The following is a 16,471-nucleotide window of genomic DNA, read 5'->3' as shown; positions in this document are numbered from 1 at the left end:
ATCCCTCCCGAATTTCTTACGGCGCGGCGCGCAGTGGAGCTCTGTTTTTATTGTAGATGCCCTGAGTGCTACCGGATACTGAATCATTCGGCCAGATCATGAACGATTCTGCGAAACAGAATATGAACAATATGAACGAAAACTGAAATGAATGTCTGCGCGTTCACAAAAGTTGATATCGTGCATAGGTTGAACCTAGTGAACAATATCGCGAAAGTTGAACTTTAGCTAAGGAAATCGGCCTTAGCATGCCGTCCATCGTTGATGTAAACGCATACATAATATATAATTCAAGTGACATCCGTGATTCACCACGCCCATATATGAAGTCTTATCCTTCGCTATGAAGTCTAACTTTGTTCATCCAAAACAGGAGGTCCACAGGAGGAAAAGTCATGCGTAAACGTTCAGAGGACAGTCAGAAGGTGTTTGCACGGATTCTTATTGGCATTATTGTTAGCACCGTTGCCACTTTGCTTGTGGCTTCTACCATTTTGTACGTCAACTATAATCGTATTGCCCTTCGTCAGGTCTATCGGACCGATATGAACAGTCTTACTCAGACCAGTCGAGAAGTTTCCAAGATGACCGAGACCGCCAAATCACTGTCTTATCAGATTTATCAGGATTACACCATCTCTGCTCTGCTGCTCTATTCGAATCCGAGCATCTATGAAATTACACCAGCGATGGAGCAACTCGACAACTATCGCATGTCCCTCCCTTTTATCGAATCCATCTATGTATATAACTCCAAAAATGATGAGTTCTTTATCAGTTCTAATGAAGTTCGCAATGGACAACAGTCTATCTCGGAAATTGACGATCAAGGGATTACAAGCATCCTCGACCGATTCCATGACTACAAACCTTTCGTCCCCATTCCGCGTACATACCAGGTTGGCTCTACCGAGGAAACTCAGGTCAGCAGTTATACGTACCTCTGTTACGATACAATCAATGACAATGCCACATTGAATTATGCGGTTGTCGTCAATATTAAGGACGACTGGCTCAGTCCCAATATGAACACAGCAGATCAGCCAGGGAAAACGTTTATTATCAATGAACAGGGACAGTTATTGTCCGACTTCAGCAATCGTGCTTTGATGAAAGATCTGTCCAATGAAACGTTTATGCTGCCAATTCTGCAAAATAAAGAGCAGTCTGCTTACTTTACCGCAGAGGTTGATGGAGAAAAATCACTTATTACCTACACTGCTCCAGACAACCTCGGGTGGCGTTATGTACGAATCACGCCTTATGACCTGATCACCTCCGATATTCGTAATATGCGAACTCACACTGTTCTGTTTTGTCTCGGGCTATTAATTGCGGGAGTGTTCTTGTCCTACCTCGTGTCCCGGAAGCTATATCATCCCATTGATAAAGTGCTTGTCCGTATGCGTGTGATGGAAGCGGAGCGTCGTGGCAGTCTGCACCTATTACGACAGGACTTTCTACGCGGGGCTTTGCAAGGAAGGGAAACGGTAACGGGAGGCATGCTGGAGGAACGAATGAAGTTCTATGGCTCTTCTGTTGATGTTCATCGTCTAACCCGACTGGTGCTGCTTCGGATTGATCATTTTACCGATTTCAGCGATACCTACCGGGAAGAAGTCCAACTTGTAAAATACGCGATGATGAACATTTGCACGGAGACGGCCGACCTCTACTACCACACCGAAGCTGTGGATATGGGGGGCGATCTGATCACACTTATCTTTAATGATAAAATTCGGGATGAAGCTGATTATGAGGACAGCCCCATTGAGGACCTGCTGCGCATGATGCAGGCTGCCGTGATGACACATCTAAGATGTTCCATTTCATTTACTATCGGACCAGCGGAAGATTCACTGGAAAACAGTATTGCTTCTTATACCCGATCAGCAGAAGCATCGCTTCATCGTTTGTTCATGGGTCCTGGATGCCTGATTTACACCTCGGACATCATGGCGTACCATGCCAAAGAATATGCTTTCCCTGTTGGAAAAGAGAGACAGTTGATTGATTGCCTGATGACAGGCAAAACAGGCGAAGCCAAACAGGTCTATGCAGACATCGTGAGCGAAACGGCAACTTATCCATTTACCGTATTTCAACTCGCTCTGTCCCATCTGACCATGACCCTGAATCATGTAAGAAACACACTCAAAAAGAACAACCAGCTTACACTTGAATCCATCTCCGATCGTTCAATGCTGCCGATCCATGATGCCGAGGATCTCAGTGAAGTTCACGCCCACTTTTATCGTATGTTCGACGAGCTTGGATCCAAAGTTGAGGAAAAAAGAACACTTAAACATGAAGAACTCATTCGCAAAATTAACTGCATTATTGAAAGAGATTACGCAGACACCAATCTTTGTCTGACCTCGATTGCAGATGAACTAGCCATGTCACCCATCTATGTCAGCAGACTCTATAAACAACTAACGTTAAAAGGTCTAACCGATGTCATTAACGAGACGCGCATAGCCAAAGCGCAAAATCTGCTTATTGAGACGGAACACTCTGTAGCAGATATTGCTGAGCAAACCGGCTTCACCAACAGTTCTTATTTCTATCGGATGTTTAAGAAATTCAACGGCGTTACTCCCAATGATTATCGACGTAAGGAGCTTCATTCGGAGCTTTAGCAGAAGTAAAACGAAAAACGAAGAGCCACAAGCGGTGTCATGAGGTTTAGTTCATCCCAAAGTTCAATCAAAACAACAGAAAAGCGTGATATGAGAGTCTGGTAACCAGACGCATATCACGCTTTTCTTGTAATATTATTCTTGATCTTCGCCAGACTCGTCCGCTGCTTCCCGCACTTTATACTTGTCCAAGCGGATTTGTTGATACTCTCGCAAGGCCTCTTCACCAACGATGACTTCAACCCGGTGAATGTTCATGCCTTTACCCATGAATTTCTGCTCGTACTCAGTCATGACATGCTCTTCATTCAATCCATCGCGGTGCAGGTTCAGGGACAAATTGGTCATTTGCAGACCAAAGTCGGCGATCGCATTGAGAGAGAAATCAAACAATGTCTCCGAATCGGTTTTGAAATGAATCTGTCCTTTGGTGTTAAGCAGTTCCGTATATTTCTTCAGGAAACGTGGATGTGTCAAACGACGGCGTGCATGCTTGGCTTTCGGCCAAGGATCGCTGAAGTTCAGATAAATCCGTTCCAGTTCTTCCGGTTCAAATACATCTTCAATCTGTTCGATATTAGCAAGCGCCAGCTTCAGGTTGGGAGGTGTCTCCACTTCTGCCTGACTCCATGCTTTCCGAGCCTTCTCGCTGGCACGACGCACCAATTCATCATACATATCAATACCGATAAAATTATATTCCGGATATTTATAACTCATTTGGCTGATAAATTGACCTTTACCCATGCCAAATTCCACAAAGATCGGATGGTCATTGCCAAACAGTTCAGACCATTTTCCTTTGTACTGTTTGGGATCAAGAACAACGAGGTCAACTTGTTGCTCCAGATTTTCCCGAATCCCTTTTCTGCCACGTAAACGCATCTTATTCCTCCGTTTATCCATACTTGTCTCAGAATCATTTTGCCGAAGAACCGGCTAATTGTAAAGAGCAATGAAAAAGGAATCTTCGGATCTGCCACTTTGGGGCAAATCTCAAAGATTCCCTCTTCGATTTATTTGGAATTGGGGTCCAACTACTTTAATAGTTCATAGTCTACCTTATCTTGGTGTGAAAAATCAAATGTCTTTTCGAAAGCATCGCGAACTTTTTGTCTTGCAGCCGCTTTCACTTTCGGATTGCCATTGAAACGAACACCTGTCAAAGCCAGAGCTTCTTCTGCCGTCAGTTCTACAGAAACATGATGAAGATCATTATTTTTAACTTGGGAATTCATTCATATCACCTCACGGTATAGTATGGTCCATGACGTCAACATTAATTCAAATGCTATGATGAATAGTACCCATTAGATGGTGTCTGACGCTGGTTTAAATATAACATAATGTGTAAACTATAGCAAGGATAAAACCTCGTTTCTACGGCCTATTTTTGCGACTAGATTCCCCTTTTTTTGAGTTTTTTGATACAATGGTAAAAGTTCAAAAAGAGTCGAATTCCGTAATATAACAAGCAAGCCATTAGGTTAGCCAAAGGAGTACCCTGAAGATGAATGCACCTTCAATACAACCTCCTCTTCTGTGGGGAGATAAACGATTCCATACCTGGAATTATGAAATGAGAGACGAATTTAACAATAAGGTTTTCAAAGTGATGCTGGATGCGGGTTTCACCTGCCCGAACCGAGATGGATCTATCGCCAAAGGGGGCTGTACATTTTGCAGCGCTCGTGGATCGGGTGATTTCGCCGGTAGCAGACGGGATGATCTGGTCACCCAGTTTAATACCATTCGGGATAAACAGCATCTGAAATGGCCTACAGCCCACTACATTGGCTATTTCCAAGCCTATACCAACACATACGCACCCGTTGAAGAACTGCGTGAATATTTTGAAGAAATTTTGAAGCAGCCCGGTGTTGTGGGTCTGTCCATCGCCACTCGGCCTGACTGTTTACCGGATGACGTCGTTGATTATTTGGCTGAATTGAATGAACGCACCTACCTCTGGGTTGAGATGGGTCTGCAAACCATTCACGAGTCCACGTCAACCCTAATTAACCGTGCGCATGATACTCATTGCTATGAGGAAGCCGTTGCGAAGCTGCGCAAACGGAATATTCGGGTGTGTACACATATTATTTACGGACTGCCGCAGGAAACCCATGAAATGATGCTGGATACCGGACGTGCTGTTGCCAACATGGATGTGCAGGGAATCAAAATTCATCTGCTTCATCTGATGCGCAAAACACCAATGGTGAAGCAGTATGAAGCTGGGCTTCTTCGTTTCCTGGAACAAGACGAGTACATTAAACTGATCGTCGATACGCTGGAGATGCTGCCACCCGAAATGATTGTACACCGCCTTACAGGGGATGCACCGCGTGATTTACTAATTGGGCCGATGTGGTCCATGAACAAATGGGAAGTGTTGAATTCCATTGATCGTGAGCTGCGTGAGCGGGATTCCTGGCAGGGTAAATACTGGAGGGGTGCTTAAGATGGGCTTTCTTTCAGTTTTAAGTTGTGCCCATCAATGGATTTCTTCCCGTTTACAGCCTGGAGATTTAGCTATCGATGCAACGGTAGGAACGGGGGCGGATACTCTGTTTCTGGCACAAAAAGTTGGTAAACGCGGGCAAGTCATTGGTTTCGATATTCAGAGCGAGGCACTTACCCTGGCACAAGCCCGTATTCGCAAACAAGAGGACAGCGCTAAATTGGGCTCCATCTCCATGCTTCAATTAAGCCATGATCGTATGGCTGAGGCCGTTCCTGAAAGTTGGCAGGGTAACGTCGGTGCTGTAATGTTCAACCTGGGGTACCTGCCTTCGGAAGGTGCGGACTCCACCATAATTACGGAAACAAACAGTACCCTTGCTGCACTTCAGGCTGCACTGGCATTGCTCAAGCCGCGCGGCATTATTACCATTGTGCTGTATCCGGGTCATGATGGAGGATCACAGGAAGCGGATGCGGTTCTTGAGTGGTCCTCTGCTCTGTCTGTAGAGCAGGCACAAGTGGTAATCTATCGCCAATTGCAGCGTGAGACCTCCCCTTTTCTGATTGGCATCGAGAAAAAATAATTTCCTTTGTCCAACAAATGCAATAAACTAGACACAATCGCAACAAAGTACTCTTTGGGTTCAATTTATGCGATTTGTGTTCTACATAAAGACGTGCAACCGTATTCACTTTCTCACATTCATGTCAGCTATCTGGTCATGATTGATTAAAGCGATCCACCATTTCATATACTAGAGGAGAGATTAGGAATGCCTACACCATATCCACTGCAATTCCAACCAGAGTTCAAAGAACGTGTATGGGGAGGTCGCGCGCTGGAACAATTCGGCCTGACGCCACCTGAAGGACATATAGGAGAAGGCTGGATGATTGCGGATCATCCCAACGGTACAACCAAGGTATTGAATGGAGCACTTGCTGGAAAGGGACTGGACGAAGTTCGTGAACAGCAGGGCACAGCATGGCTTGGAACCAAAGGCGTTTCGGAAAAGGGCGGAAGATTCCCGCTTCTGATCAAACTGCTTGACTGTAACGATGATCTGTCCGTACAAGTTCATCCAACAGATGATTACGAAGCACTGCCTCCCGGCGAGCTTGGCAAAACGGAAATGTGGTATGTGCTGGATGCCAAGCCAGGAGCTCATATCATCTACGGCTTGAATGAAGGCGTTAATCGTGAAGTACTGAAGGAAGCGCTGGAAAATGGTACGGTCATGGATACCCTTCGTCAAGTACCTGTAGCGGCTGGAGATACGTTCTTTATCCCTGCGGGAACGGTACACGCTCTATGTGCAGGTGTCGTTGTGGCTGAGATTCAGCAAAACTCGGATACAACCTACCGAATTTACGATTATAACCGCCCAGGCCTGGATGGCAAACCACGTGAGCTGCATGTTGAGGATTCATTGAATGTAACGGCTTATGAGGGTGCTGGCGCCACGACGATGAAAACCAATAACGCAACTCCAGGTGAGTGGCTGAAGCTTGCGGAATGCCCATACTTTGTAGTGGAGAAAGGGATTGTTACCGGACGTTGGGAGCTCTCTACAAGTGCTGAAAGCTTCACTATTCTTGTGGTCTGTGAAGGTAGCGGAACGCTGGAGTGGGATAACGCGGAATCGGATAAGATTGATCTAAAAGCTGGACAATGTTACTTACTGCCTGCCAACCTGGGCTCCTATACGCTGGATGGTAACACTACTGTTCTTCGTTCTTATTTGCCATAATCCAATAACCAATGATCTATTCAAGTGATTTACTTAGCTTATATGGCTCTAATGTGACCTGTGAAGGAGGATTTACACGAGATGCAGGAATCTACCTTTAGCCTGGTTGGCAATGAAGGTACCCGTATTCATGTGTACCGCTGGCTTCCCGATCCGGAGTGTAACATCAAAGGTGTGGTCCAGGTTGCACATGGCATGAGCGAGACTGCTGCCCGATATGCGGAATTTGCCCAACATCTCACCACGCACGGCTACGCGGTCTACGCGAATGACCATCGTGGTCATGGTAAAACGGTAGAAAACCCGAATTTATTGGGCAATGCCGGCGTCGATGCTTTCCGCTGGATGGCGAGTGACATGATGAATCTGGGCGAAGTTGCCGCCAAAGAAAACCCTGATGTGCCCCTCTTTCTGATGGGGCATAGCATGGGGTCGTTTCTGGTACAGCATCTAATGTATGCTGGTCACGAGCGTTACCATGCATTTATTTTGTCCGGGACCAATGGCAAGCGTGGTCTTCTTCGGATCGGAGAGAAACTGGCTTTCTTGCAGTGTGGCATTCAGGGGACGGGTCATCCAAGTATGCTGCTCAACGCGCTCGTATTTGGCGGGTTCAACCGTTCTTTCCGACCGGCAACTACGCCGTTTGATTGGCTGTCTCGGGACCCCGAAGAGGTCAAGCGATTTATCGATGACCCTTTGTGTGGAGCCATCTGCTCCGCAGGTTTTTTCCGTGACTTTTTCAAACTGCTGTTGGAGATTCACTTGCCACGCAACATGAAACGTATTCCCAAGGATAAATCTGTATATCTGTTCTCGGGTGAACAAGATCCGGTGGGACTTCATGGCAAAGGAGTGCTTAACCTGGTCTCGCAATATCGGGAGCTTCAGCTTGAGGATATCGAATACCGCCTCTATCCGGGGGGACGCCACGAAATGCTGCATGAGACGAATCGGACTGAGGTTGCAGGGCATGTCGTGGAGTGGCTGGAGAGGCATACACCCGACTACAGTGCATATCATTCCAAAGCACATGCAGAAACAGCCGATTCCATATAATGCGACATAAATTACTTATACAATAACGAAAGCCCCTGAACGTGTGCACAGCATACACTGTGCTCCGTGTTCAGGGGCTTTCTTTTTTTATTTATAAGATGGCAATTTAATGTTAAACGTTATGGATTACCCTTCGATCAGCAAAGACTCTGGATCTTCAAGCAATTCTTTCACCGTTACGAGGAAACGTACGGCTTCGCTACCATCGATGATACGGTGATCGTACGACAGGGCGATATACATCATCGGACGGTTCTCCATCCGCTCTGCATCAATCGCTACTGGACGAAGCTGGATTTTGTGCATACCCAGAATACCTACTTGAGGTGTATTCAATATTGGTGTGGACAACAGGGAGCCAAACGTTCCGCCATTGGTAATGGTGAAGGTTCCTCCTTGCAGATCAGACAAGGCCAGCGTGTTGGAACGCGCTTTGGATGCCAGATCAGCAATGCTTTTCTCGATCTCAGCGAAGCCAAGACGATCTGCATCACGTACAACCGGTACGACAAGACCTTCTTTGGCAGATACCGCAATACCGATATCATAGTACTTTTTGAGAACTACATCTTCGCCATCAATTTCCGCGTTAATGGTTGGGAACTTTTTCAGTGCGCCTACAACCGCTTTGGTGAAGAAGGACATGAAGCCGAGATTAATTTCATGTTTCTCTTTGAACTTGTCCTTACGACGTTTACGAACATCCATGATTGCCGTCATATCTACTTCGTTAAACGTAGTCAACATCGCTGCAGTCTGCTGTGCTTCTACCAGGCGTTTTGCAATGGTAGCACGACGGCGGGACATACGTTGACGCTCTACTGGTTTGGTATAGGTGGAACCACCTGCTGCCGGCGCACTAGGTGCTGCTGCGGGAGCTTTAGCAGGAGGCGCTGTAGGAGCGGCAGCCTGAGTGTTGTGAGTTTTCACATCATCCTGATAAACACGGCCAATCGGATCTTTGCTCTGTACCTGATCCAGCTCAATACCACGTTCACGTGCAAGTTTACGAGCAGATGGTGAAGCTGTCTTCGAACTGCTATCCGAAGATTCCGGTGCTGCAGCAACGGGTGCTGGTGGCGGAGTTGGAGCTTCCGGTGCAGGAGCAGCTGCTTGTTTCTGCTCCGTCGCTGCTGGTTGGGAAGCGGGCGCGCCGCTTCCTCCCCCAGTTCCTGCCGAGAGTGTTCCAATCGTTTCACCGATTTCAACAGTCTCGCCTTCCTGGCGAACAATTTTCTCAAGAACACCGCTCTCTTCAGCACTGATCTCAATATTCACTTTATCCGTTTCCAGTTCCAGAAGAACATCACCCTGATTAACGGTGTCGCCTTCTTTGACCAGCCATCTGGATACAGTTCCTTCCGTTATCGACTCACCCATTGCAGGTACTTTAATTTCACTCACAGCTGTTACCTCCCCAGTGGAATATTATTCTTCGTCGTTTGCTTCAATGCGGATGTAATGATCTGTTGCTGCTCCATGCCATGCACAAGTTGATAACCGCTGGAAGGACTCGCATGTTCCGGGCGACCTTCGTATTTAACGGTTATTCCTTCTGGCGCGATTTCACGAAGACGAGGCTCCATGTATGTCCAGGCACCCATGTTTTTGTTTTCTTCCTGTACCCACACCAGCTCTTTCAGCTTGCTGAAACGTGCAAGCACACGCTTGATTTCTTCCGCCGGGAACGGATACAGCTGTTCGACACGAATAATGTGAAGCCAAGACCAATCTGCTTTATCCTTCTCAAAAGCATCTTCCAGATCGATGGCGATTTTACCACTGCACAAGATGATACGCTCTACGCGATCCGGTTTCGTGCCCAATCCTGCTTGCTCCAGCACAGGCTCAAACTTGCCTTCGCTGAACTCTGTTGCAGGTGAAGCGACGCGAGGATTACGAATGAGACTTTTCGGCGACATCATAACGAGCGGACGAGCATCTTCTGTTTCAGTCAATGAAGCCTGACGACGCAGCAGATGGAAATATTGGGATGCGCTTGTCAAGTTCGCAACGGTCATATTGTCTTCTGCACAAAGCTGCAGGAAACGTTCCAGACGAGCACTTGTATGCTCAGGTCCCTGACCTTCGTTCGCATGCGGAAGCAGCATGACCAGACTGGATTTTTGTGACCATTTGGCACGGCCGGCAGATACGAACTGGTCAAAAATAACCTGTGCACAGTTGGCAAAATCTCCGAATTGAGCTTCCCAGATTACAAGCGTATCTGGAGAGTAGACGTTATAGCCGTATTCGAAACCAACAACCGACTCCTCAGATAATGGACTGTTGTAGATTGCAAAGGATGCTCTTGCCTGTGGCAGATGATGCAGCGGGCAGAATTTCGCACCATTCTCGGAGTCATGCAACACCAGATTCCGATGGGCAAACGTTGCACGCTCTGCATCCTGCCCGCTGATCCGGATCGGTTTGCCATCCGCAAGAATAGTAGCAAACGCAAGCGTCTCTGCAAGACTCCAGTCTACCTTCTCACCTTCGTTCAGAGATGTGCTTCTGCGCTGCAAAATGCGCTGTAACTTCGGATACACATTAAAATTCTCTGGCCATTTCAGCAAGTCTGCATTAATTGCCCGCAGATTTTCCAATGGTACCGCTGTTGGAATAATCGAAACGGCTTCAGGCTCATTAATTTGACGTTGGTAATATTCATGTACTTCATTGTTCTTCATCTGCTCGTATGCTTCTTTTAAGCGGTTCGTCACAGCCTCACGAATGCTGTTGATGGAAGCATCGTCGATTACCGATTCCTCTTTCAGATGATCCTGGTACAAGTGGCTAACCGTTGGATGAGCTTTTACTTTGTCATACACCGTCGGCTGAGTTGTTTCCGGATCATCCGTTTCGTTATGACCATAACGACGGTAACCAATCAGGTCAATCAGGAAGTCCTTTTTGAACAGGTTACGATATTCTGCTGCCATACGAATAGCTGCGATACATGCATCAGGATTGTCTGCATTGACATGCACAATCGGAATTTCATATCCTTTGGCAAGGTCACTCGCATAATACGTTGAGCGTGAATCACCGCTGTCTGTAGTGAATCCAAGACGGTTGTTCACGATAATATGAATTGTTCCGCCATTTTGGTAACCAGGCAATGCTTTGAAATTGAGCGTTTCTGCTACAATTCCTTCCCCAGGGAAAGCCGCATCACCATGCATCAAGATGGTTGCCGCTTTGGTTACATCCTGCTTCGGATATCCCGGATCACGGCGGTCATCCTGTGCTGCACGTGCAAAGCCCTGTACAACCGGGTTTACATATTCCAGGTGACTCGGGTTATTGGCAAGTGTAAGACGCGCTTGTACTGTTTCGCCGTCTTTTACATAACGGTTTGCGCCCAGATGATATTTGACATCCCCCGTCCAACCGTAATTGATTCCTGTTGACCCTTCGGAAGGAACCAAATCCTTGTTCGGAGAATGATGAAATTCAGAGAAAATTTTGCTATACGGCTTGCCCAGTACATGAGCAAGTACGTTCAACCGACCACGGTGAGCCATTCCCATCAGAATATGACTTGAACCAGCGTGTGCCATAATTCGGACTGCTTCATCCAGCATAGGGACTAACACATCGTTACCTTCAATGGAAAAACGTTTTTGCCCAACAAATGTTTTGTGGAGGAAATCTTCAAATTGCTCCACTTCTACCAAACGTTCCAGCAAAGCTTTACGCTCCTCTGGATTAAGCGGTGCCGGCGAAGTACGAGATTCTGCACGGCGGTTCAGCCACTCCCGCTCATGAACTTCATGCACATGGCTGAATTCATAAGCGATAGGACCCGTATATATTTGCCGCAGGCGCTGGATGGCATCCAATCCTGTTACCGTCTGTCCATCTGCACCTTCCCAGATCAGGGAAGCTGGCAGAGCTTTCAAATCTTCTTCATTCAATTCAAAATGCTTCGGTTCAAGCAAAGAAGTATCTGAATCTTCACTGATTCCTAGAGGATCAATGTCGGCCGCAAGGTGACCATAGGTACGAATATTCATTACCAGTTTCCCTGCTGTAACCGCTTTCTGTAATAGTTGAATATCCACGCTTCCGGAAGCCTTTTGGGCATTGCCAGAATACGAGGCTGTATGTGCATCCCTGCCAGACATCGGCGGTGCACCCCATTGTTCAAATAATTCCCGATAAGCCGGTGTAACTGCACCCGGGTCTTGGGAGTATAATTCATATTGTTCCTGTACGTATCCCATATTCGGGCCATAGTAACTTTCCCAGGGTTTCTTGTTGCCTTCCTCGATCGTCATCGACGTTCCCTCCGTCTTGATTTAGTCATAAGTTTTTGACGGAAATCATTGACTAAGCCGTAATTTGCGTTCGTTCAACATTTTAAGCTAAATTTTTCATGAAGTCCAATAATCGTGCTGTTGGTGGTAGTAACGTTGTTCCGACGCTCCCGTCAAGGTTTGTCTGCGTTTTCAAAATCATAGTAAACTGATGATTGTATATACCGTCGCACAGATGTCGAATACTGTCCTGATCCGTTCGAGGGTTACACCTTCCTCAACTTTTCCAAGTGAAGTCCGTGTTCTAATATCTATTCTATAAACTTTTACGCTCAGGAGCATTTCCTATTTTTAGTTCAATTGATGCATAAATTAGATGAATCGAATAATTGGAACATTTCCAACCCACAAATGTGCTCTGATTGTATGGCGTTATGTTGTTAATCGCTTGTCCTACGATGGTTTCTACATACTTTCAGTTTTCTCCCGATTTTTAGCCTCCTTATTTAGAATTGTGGTCCATATTGTGCAAAAACAAACCGTCAAGATAAATATTAACCATTTGGCTTGGTATTCAACAAAAAAATGGGTGTTTCTTGCAATTCAATGTTATACACCAAAAGCCGCCTGTAATGCGTAAAAGCATCCGGGCGGCTTCTTTTTGAATTGGTTTATTTAGGCTGACAGTCTTTTTATTTTTAATGTGGCACCTGAGACTGGAAATCGCTCCGGCTGGACTGATCTGCGTGGTAAAAGACCACATCGCCATCCTTCAAAGGCCAAGTTCGGCCTTGACTGTTTACTGGGCTAATGTTGAAACCTTCCATCTGCCACTGATTCATCAGTGGAGCATAAATGTATTGCAGGTGTGGAGCTTCTGTATTCCCATCTCGAAGTGTCTCGATATTAAAGTTGACCACGATATATCCGTCCTTCAGAAATACAGAAGCCTTTTCATCCAGTTGATTTTGTCTGGCGAGCGATTCAAGATTGGTTCCCTTTGGCACAGTGTATACATCCGCAGGCAGGCTGTATTCTCCGTACCAACGTTGGATCGCCGCATTCGCTCGGTCTACACTAACACCCGAAGGAATGTCTGTCTTGGGTCCAATCAGTGTACGAATGGAAGCGGGCAGAATCATCCAATCATAGCGGCCTACCCACGTTTTCTGGTGAGAGGTTTGATCTACAAGCGTAACCATATAATCAGCGAGCGAACTCTGATTGCGTTCATCGGCAGTCAGTTCATACGTATACTGATAACGCGCCGTATCCCCCAATTCCGTACCGGGTACGTTACGCAACCTCGAGTTCAGGACAACAAACCTTTTCTCCAAATCCTGCGCTGATCCTATCCGAATAAGTCGCTCTTGACCGCGGTGGTAGTATAGATCAACTTCTTGTCTGGAAGAGCCGTCTTTGCTCACAAAGTAGAATGTTGGAGTAATTCGAACACCATCCTGTTTGCCAAACATATTGCCTTTTGTTTTCAGGTCAAACTTGATATGGTAACCCGTTTTCACCGCAATATTACTGAAACCCTGCACTGGATGACTGCCTGGGCGAACAGGTAACACGAATGGTGCCAGATTCCCTCGCGGATCACCATCAATACTGTTAAGTCCTGTCCAGTAGCTCACTCCTGTCGGTTCCGAACTCCCAAGCTGCCTGCGGAACACGTTCTCCCAATTATAATCAGCGATATCCGTAACGTGAAAATCATACAATCGTCCAATAACCTCCACCGGAACCGTATCTGCCGCAACATGATGGGTCAGATTCGTGTTGGCATCCTGCTGTTCGGTGAATGTCGACGGAGCATTTTCTGCAATATTGCGAAATTCAATTCGGTAATGTCCTTCATCCACCCATACTGGAAGATAGAAAACGGTATCCAGTTGATTGACCGGAATGTCCACCCAGGTCTTGGCTGGAATAAACTGACTCCTATCGGCGTTATAGACGTCAAAGGGGAAACGAATCTGCTTGATACGAAAATACTTGGCATAGTCCCTATTGCCATAACCCGGGTAACTGTTTGCGTCCAGATGCTGCCCTGCGGTAGGGATGCGCACGATAAACGGTCGTTCCAGAATAAGTGCCGAACTGGTCGGATCAGGTACTGTTTTCTGGTTATGCAGCTGATCATCAGACACTGAGGCGTAGTTAACAACAGGCGTGTGCACCGTGACAGAATTGATGCCTTGAATAGAAAACTTCTGATCCTGACCTCCTTTAATGTTGCCAGGAATCAAGCCATATGCGATCTCTCCTGTTGTCGGTTGATCCGCCTTGTTGACCAGTGTATTTTGAATAGTTAAACGATTCTGGTACAGCACGTTGTCGCCGAACATACCAGGTTGAGGGATAGTCCCAGGTCGAGGAGCAGTCTTATCCATCGGAGCTGGATCCATCACAGTGGTACCGTTAAACACTACCTTGTCATTATTTACAGTATTCTCTTTGACCTCGGCCTCTGCTTTGGATTGGAATAATGACGTCTCCTCAGGTGTAGGCGGCTCGCTGTCACCGCCTGGCTTTGTCTCAGTGCCAAGGTCGATTGCCTTGCAAGGTGCTGGTTTCACATGTGCGGTAACGGCATCATCATTAGCCGATTGTAAGGTCGGCGGTGTATATCCGTTTGGAGTCAGCGTTACTGTACCACCGTAGCCACCAAGTGCATAATTGGATATCGTAGCTTGATTGAGCTGATAGACTTCCAAATTCTCAATCTGCCAATAACTATATTGCCGGATAACCTGCATTGGTTTTTCCACTGGAACGTCTAGCTCCTTAGGTTGTGCAGGTGTGCCTGGATCATTCGGTCCTGTCGAGGCTCTGCCCGGAATCGTCCACGTTTTGTGATAATTCTTTTTTACGTTGACCGTATAAGTGACTGTACCCGTCATGTTCACCCAACGGTGCTGGAACAAATATCCTTTAGCCATGACATTTGCATAGAGATCTTCAGAAGTCGGGATGCCTCGAGTGACATCAAACTTCTCAGATCCCCGATCATCAGCCTTAAGCACGCCCCGCACGGAGGGGTCCATAGCAGAAGATTCGATCAACGTTCCTTTATTAGGGGGACTGATGGTCACGGGGCAACCCACAACACCGCCGTTACCTGGATCAGTTCCCCCGTCTCCTCCGTTGCCTGTGCAATCCTTTACATCTAACACCTGCGTTCCTTGCTCATCCAACTGCTGGGCAGTGTCCACAAATCGCGCAGTGATAGTGGTGCTGCCGACAATACCTTTAATCGTCATTTTCCCATCGGCACCTATGGTTGCTACCGCTTGATTGGAGCTTTGCCAGGTCAATTTGGGATGAGCGGTAAGCTCATGAACAGAAAGGTCTGACTTGGTCAGGATAGCTTTCGCTTGCAGCGGTGTAGCTGTGTCAGCTTTACAGGCGTTTGGCAGGTTCACAATGAGTCCTGGTTCGGACGTAACTGTAATGTCAGCCGTATCCGAGATGAGATATGTACCGTTGTTCCAGATTGCACGTACAAAAGCAGTACCCGGCTTTTCAGCCTTCACCATTCCGGTTTTGGGTTCAATACTTACAATACTCGGATCGGATGACCACCAGGTGGTCTCAGCCTCGCGTCGACTTACGTCGATGCCTTCACTAAATTGAGTAGCTCCATAGTTTTTCGTTTTAACTTTGGCTACCATCTGTTTAGTTTCTCCAACCGTTAGGGTGGAATCTGGGGTTACGTCAATTTCCTTTTCTTCATGGATCTTCCCTTCCCAGAAAATATCCACTGGCGTGTAGTACACAACTGAAAACTTTGGTTTATTTCCAGGTCGAGTTCCGAATTGTTCACGCTTTGTATAGGCATATCCTTTTCCCGTATAAGTATTTATATCTGCATTATTTATACTTGTTACATTTGGATGACCAATACCTTCGTAACTTCTTGAATCCTGATATTTAACTCCTTCTGGTGTGGGTTTAAGTTTTATGTCAGTGACCATCTCAGGTTCAATTGCCACTCCCCTATAAGGATTCCAACTCTCCGCAGGCCAACGACTCATATCTACACTATCTGGAATTGGGGTTTTAACTGGATAAGCGTCTGAGTCAGTTCCACCATTAGCGACAATTTTATAAGTTCCATTGTAATCAGCTCGAAATTCTCCCGAATCCAGTTGATACCAATAAACACCTGGAGTTCCTTCAGTTTTGAGAGCATCCACTGTCACAGCGGGGCCCTTCATCGATTTTGGACCATAGGGATCACTCAGAGCGTATGCAAACTTTGCTGAAAAAGATAAATCAAGGA

At 46.6% G+C, this 16,471-nt stretch carries 10 protein-coding genes; 5 read left to right on the top strand and 5 right to left on the bottom strand.

All coding sequences use genetic code 11. The features are described 5' to 3' along the window. Positions 1 to 395: 395 nt before the first annotated feature. Complete coding sequence (locus tag MKY42_RS09320) at positions 396 to 2,642, top strand: helix-turn-helix domain-containing protein (protein ID WP_339850600.1); 2,247 nt, start codon at positions 396 to 398, stop codon at positions 2,640 to 2,642. A 135-nt stretch (positions 2,643 to 2,777) separates the two neighbouring features. Here the strand turns inward: MKY42_RS09320 and trmB are convergent, their stop codons facing one another. Continuing rightward, complete coding sequence (gene trmB, locus MKY42_RS09315; RefSeq protein WP_090895103.1) at positions 2,778 to 3,527, bottom strand: tRNA (guanosine(46)-N7)-methyltransferase TrmB; 750 nt, start codon at positions 3,525 to 3,527, stop codon at positions 2,778 to 2,780. Positions 3,528 to 3,679: 152 nt separating this feature from the next. Beyond that, a complete protein-coding gene (locus tag MKY42_RS09310) occupies positions 3,680 to 3,880 on the bottom strand; it encodes a hypothetical protein (RefSeq protein WP_062320234.1) in 201 nt (66 codons plus the stop codon). 272 nt (positions 3,881 to 4,152) lie between these two features. On the opposite strand from MKY42_RS09310, the gene MKY42_RS09305 reads away from it, so the two are divergent. The 4 genes from MKY42_RS09305 to MKY42_RS09290 all read left to right on the top strand — a co-directional run bounded on the left by MKY42_RS09305 (position 4,153) and on the right by MKY42_RS09290 (position 7,918). Further along, the gene (locus MKY42_RS09305) at positions 4,153 to 5,106 is read left to right on the top strand and encodes a TIGR01212 family radical SAM protein (RefSeq protein WP_179265328.1); all 954 of its coding nucleotides are present in this window, start codon (positions 4,153 to 4,155) and stop codon (positions 5,104 to 5,106) included. 1 nt (position 5,107) lies between these two features. After that, positions 5,108 to 5,692 (top strand): class I SAM-dependent methyltransferase, encoded by a 585-nt coding sequence (locus tag MKY42_RS09300; RefSeq protein WP_179265329.1) that lies wholly within the window; start codon positions 5,108 to 5,110, stop codon positions 5,690 to 5,692. Between the two features lie 189 nt (positions 5,693 to 5,881). Continuing rightward, positions 5,882 to 6,859 (top strand): type I phosphomannose isomerase catalytic subunit, encoded by a 978-nt coding sequence (locus tag MKY42_RS09295; protein WP_179265330.1) that lies wholly within the window; start codon positions 5,882 to 5,884, stop codon positions 6,857 to 6,859. An 81-nt stretch (positions 6,860 to 6,940) separates the two neighbouring features. After that, complete coding sequence (locus tag MKY42_RS09290; protein WP_179265331.1) at positions 6,941 to 7,918, top strand: alpha/beta fold hydrolase; 978 nt, start codon at positions 6,941 to 6,943, stop codon at positions 7,916 to 7,918. Positions 7,919 to 8,044: 126 nt separating this feature from the next. On the opposite strand, the gene odhB is transcribed toward MKY42_RS09290, so the two are convergent. The 3 genes from odhB to MKY42_RS09275 all read right to left on the bottom strand — a co-directional run bounded on the left by odhB (position 8,045) and on the right by MKY42_RS09275 (position 16,406). Continuing rightward, positions 8,045 to 9,322 carry a 2-oxoglutarate dehydrogenase complex dihydrolipoyllysine-residue succinyltransferase gene (gene odhB / locus MKY42_RS09285; protein WP_339850596.1) on the bottom strand — a complete coding sequence of 426 codons (1,278 nt, stop codon included), beginning with the start codon at positions 9,320 to 9,322 and terminating at the stop codon, positions 8,045 to 8,047. Positions 9,323 to 9,327: 5 nt separating this feature from the next. After that, the gene (locus tag MKY42_RS09280; protein ID WP_090895091.1) at positions 9,328 to 12,201 is read right to left on the bottom strand and encodes a 2-oxoglutarate dehydrogenase E1 component; all 2,874 of its coding nucleotides are present in this window, start codon (positions 12,199 to 12,201) and stop codon (positions 9,328 to 9,330) included. A 677-nt stretch (positions 12,202 to 12,878) separates the two neighbouring features. Continuing rightward, positions 12,879 to 16,406 (bottom strand): DUF5704 domain-containing protein, encoded by a 3,528-nt coding sequence (locus tag MKY42_RS09275; RefSeq protein ID WP_339850593.1) that lies wholly within the window; start codon positions 16,404 to 16,406, stop codon positions 12,879 to 12,881. Positions 16,407 to 16,471 lie beyond the last annotated feature (65 nt).

The sequence above is a fragment of the Paenibacillus sp. FSL W7-1088 genome (genome assembly GCF_037969855.1).
GTDB lineage: Bacteria > Bacillota > Bacilli > Paenibacillales > Paenibacillaceae > Paenibacillus.
This window is presented reverse-complemented; position numbering and strand designations above follow the sequence as displayed.

What these genes read in the sequence shown, in the direction of transcription:
- MKY42_RS09320 (WP_339850600.1), top strand. Translation starts at nt 396, where the DNA reads ATGCGTAAACGTTCAGAGGACAGTCAGAAGGTGTTTGCACGGATTCTT.
- MKY42_RS09300 (WP_179265329.1), top strand. Translation starts at nt 5,108, where the DNA reads ATGGGCTTTCTTTCAGTTTTAAGTTGTGCCCATCAATGGATTTCTTCC.
- trmB (WP_090895103.1), bottom strand. Translation starts at nt 3,527, where the DNA reads ATGCGTTTACGTGGCAGAAAAGGGATTCGGGAAAATCTGGAGCAACAA.
- MKY42_RS09305 (WP_179265328.1), top strand. Translation starts at nt 4,153, where the DNA reads ATGAATGCACCTTCAATACAACCTCCTCTTCTGTGGGGAGATAAACGA.
- MKY42_RS09275 (WP_339850593.1), bottom strand. Translation starts at nt 16,406, where the DNA reads ATGAAGGGCCCCGCTGTGACAGTGGATGCTCTCAAAACTGAAGGAACT.
- MKY42_RS09290 (WP_179265331.1), top strand. Translation starts at nt 6,941, where the DNA reads ATGCAGGAATCTACCTTTAGCCTGGTTGGCAATGAAGGTACCCGTATT.
- MKY42_RS09295 (WP_179265330.1), top strand. Translation starts at nt 5,882, where the DNA reads ATGCCTACACCATATCCACTGCAATTCCAACCAGAGTTCAAAGAACGT.
- MKY42_RS09310 (WP_062320234.1), bottom strand. Translation starts at nt 3,880, where the DNA reads ATGAATTCCCAAGTTAAAAATAATGATCTTCATCATGTTTCTGTAGAA.
- MKY42_RS09280 (WP_090895091.1), bottom strand. Translation starts at nt 12,201, where the DNA reads ATGACGATCGAGGAAGGCAACAAGAAACCCTGGGAAAGTTACTATGGC.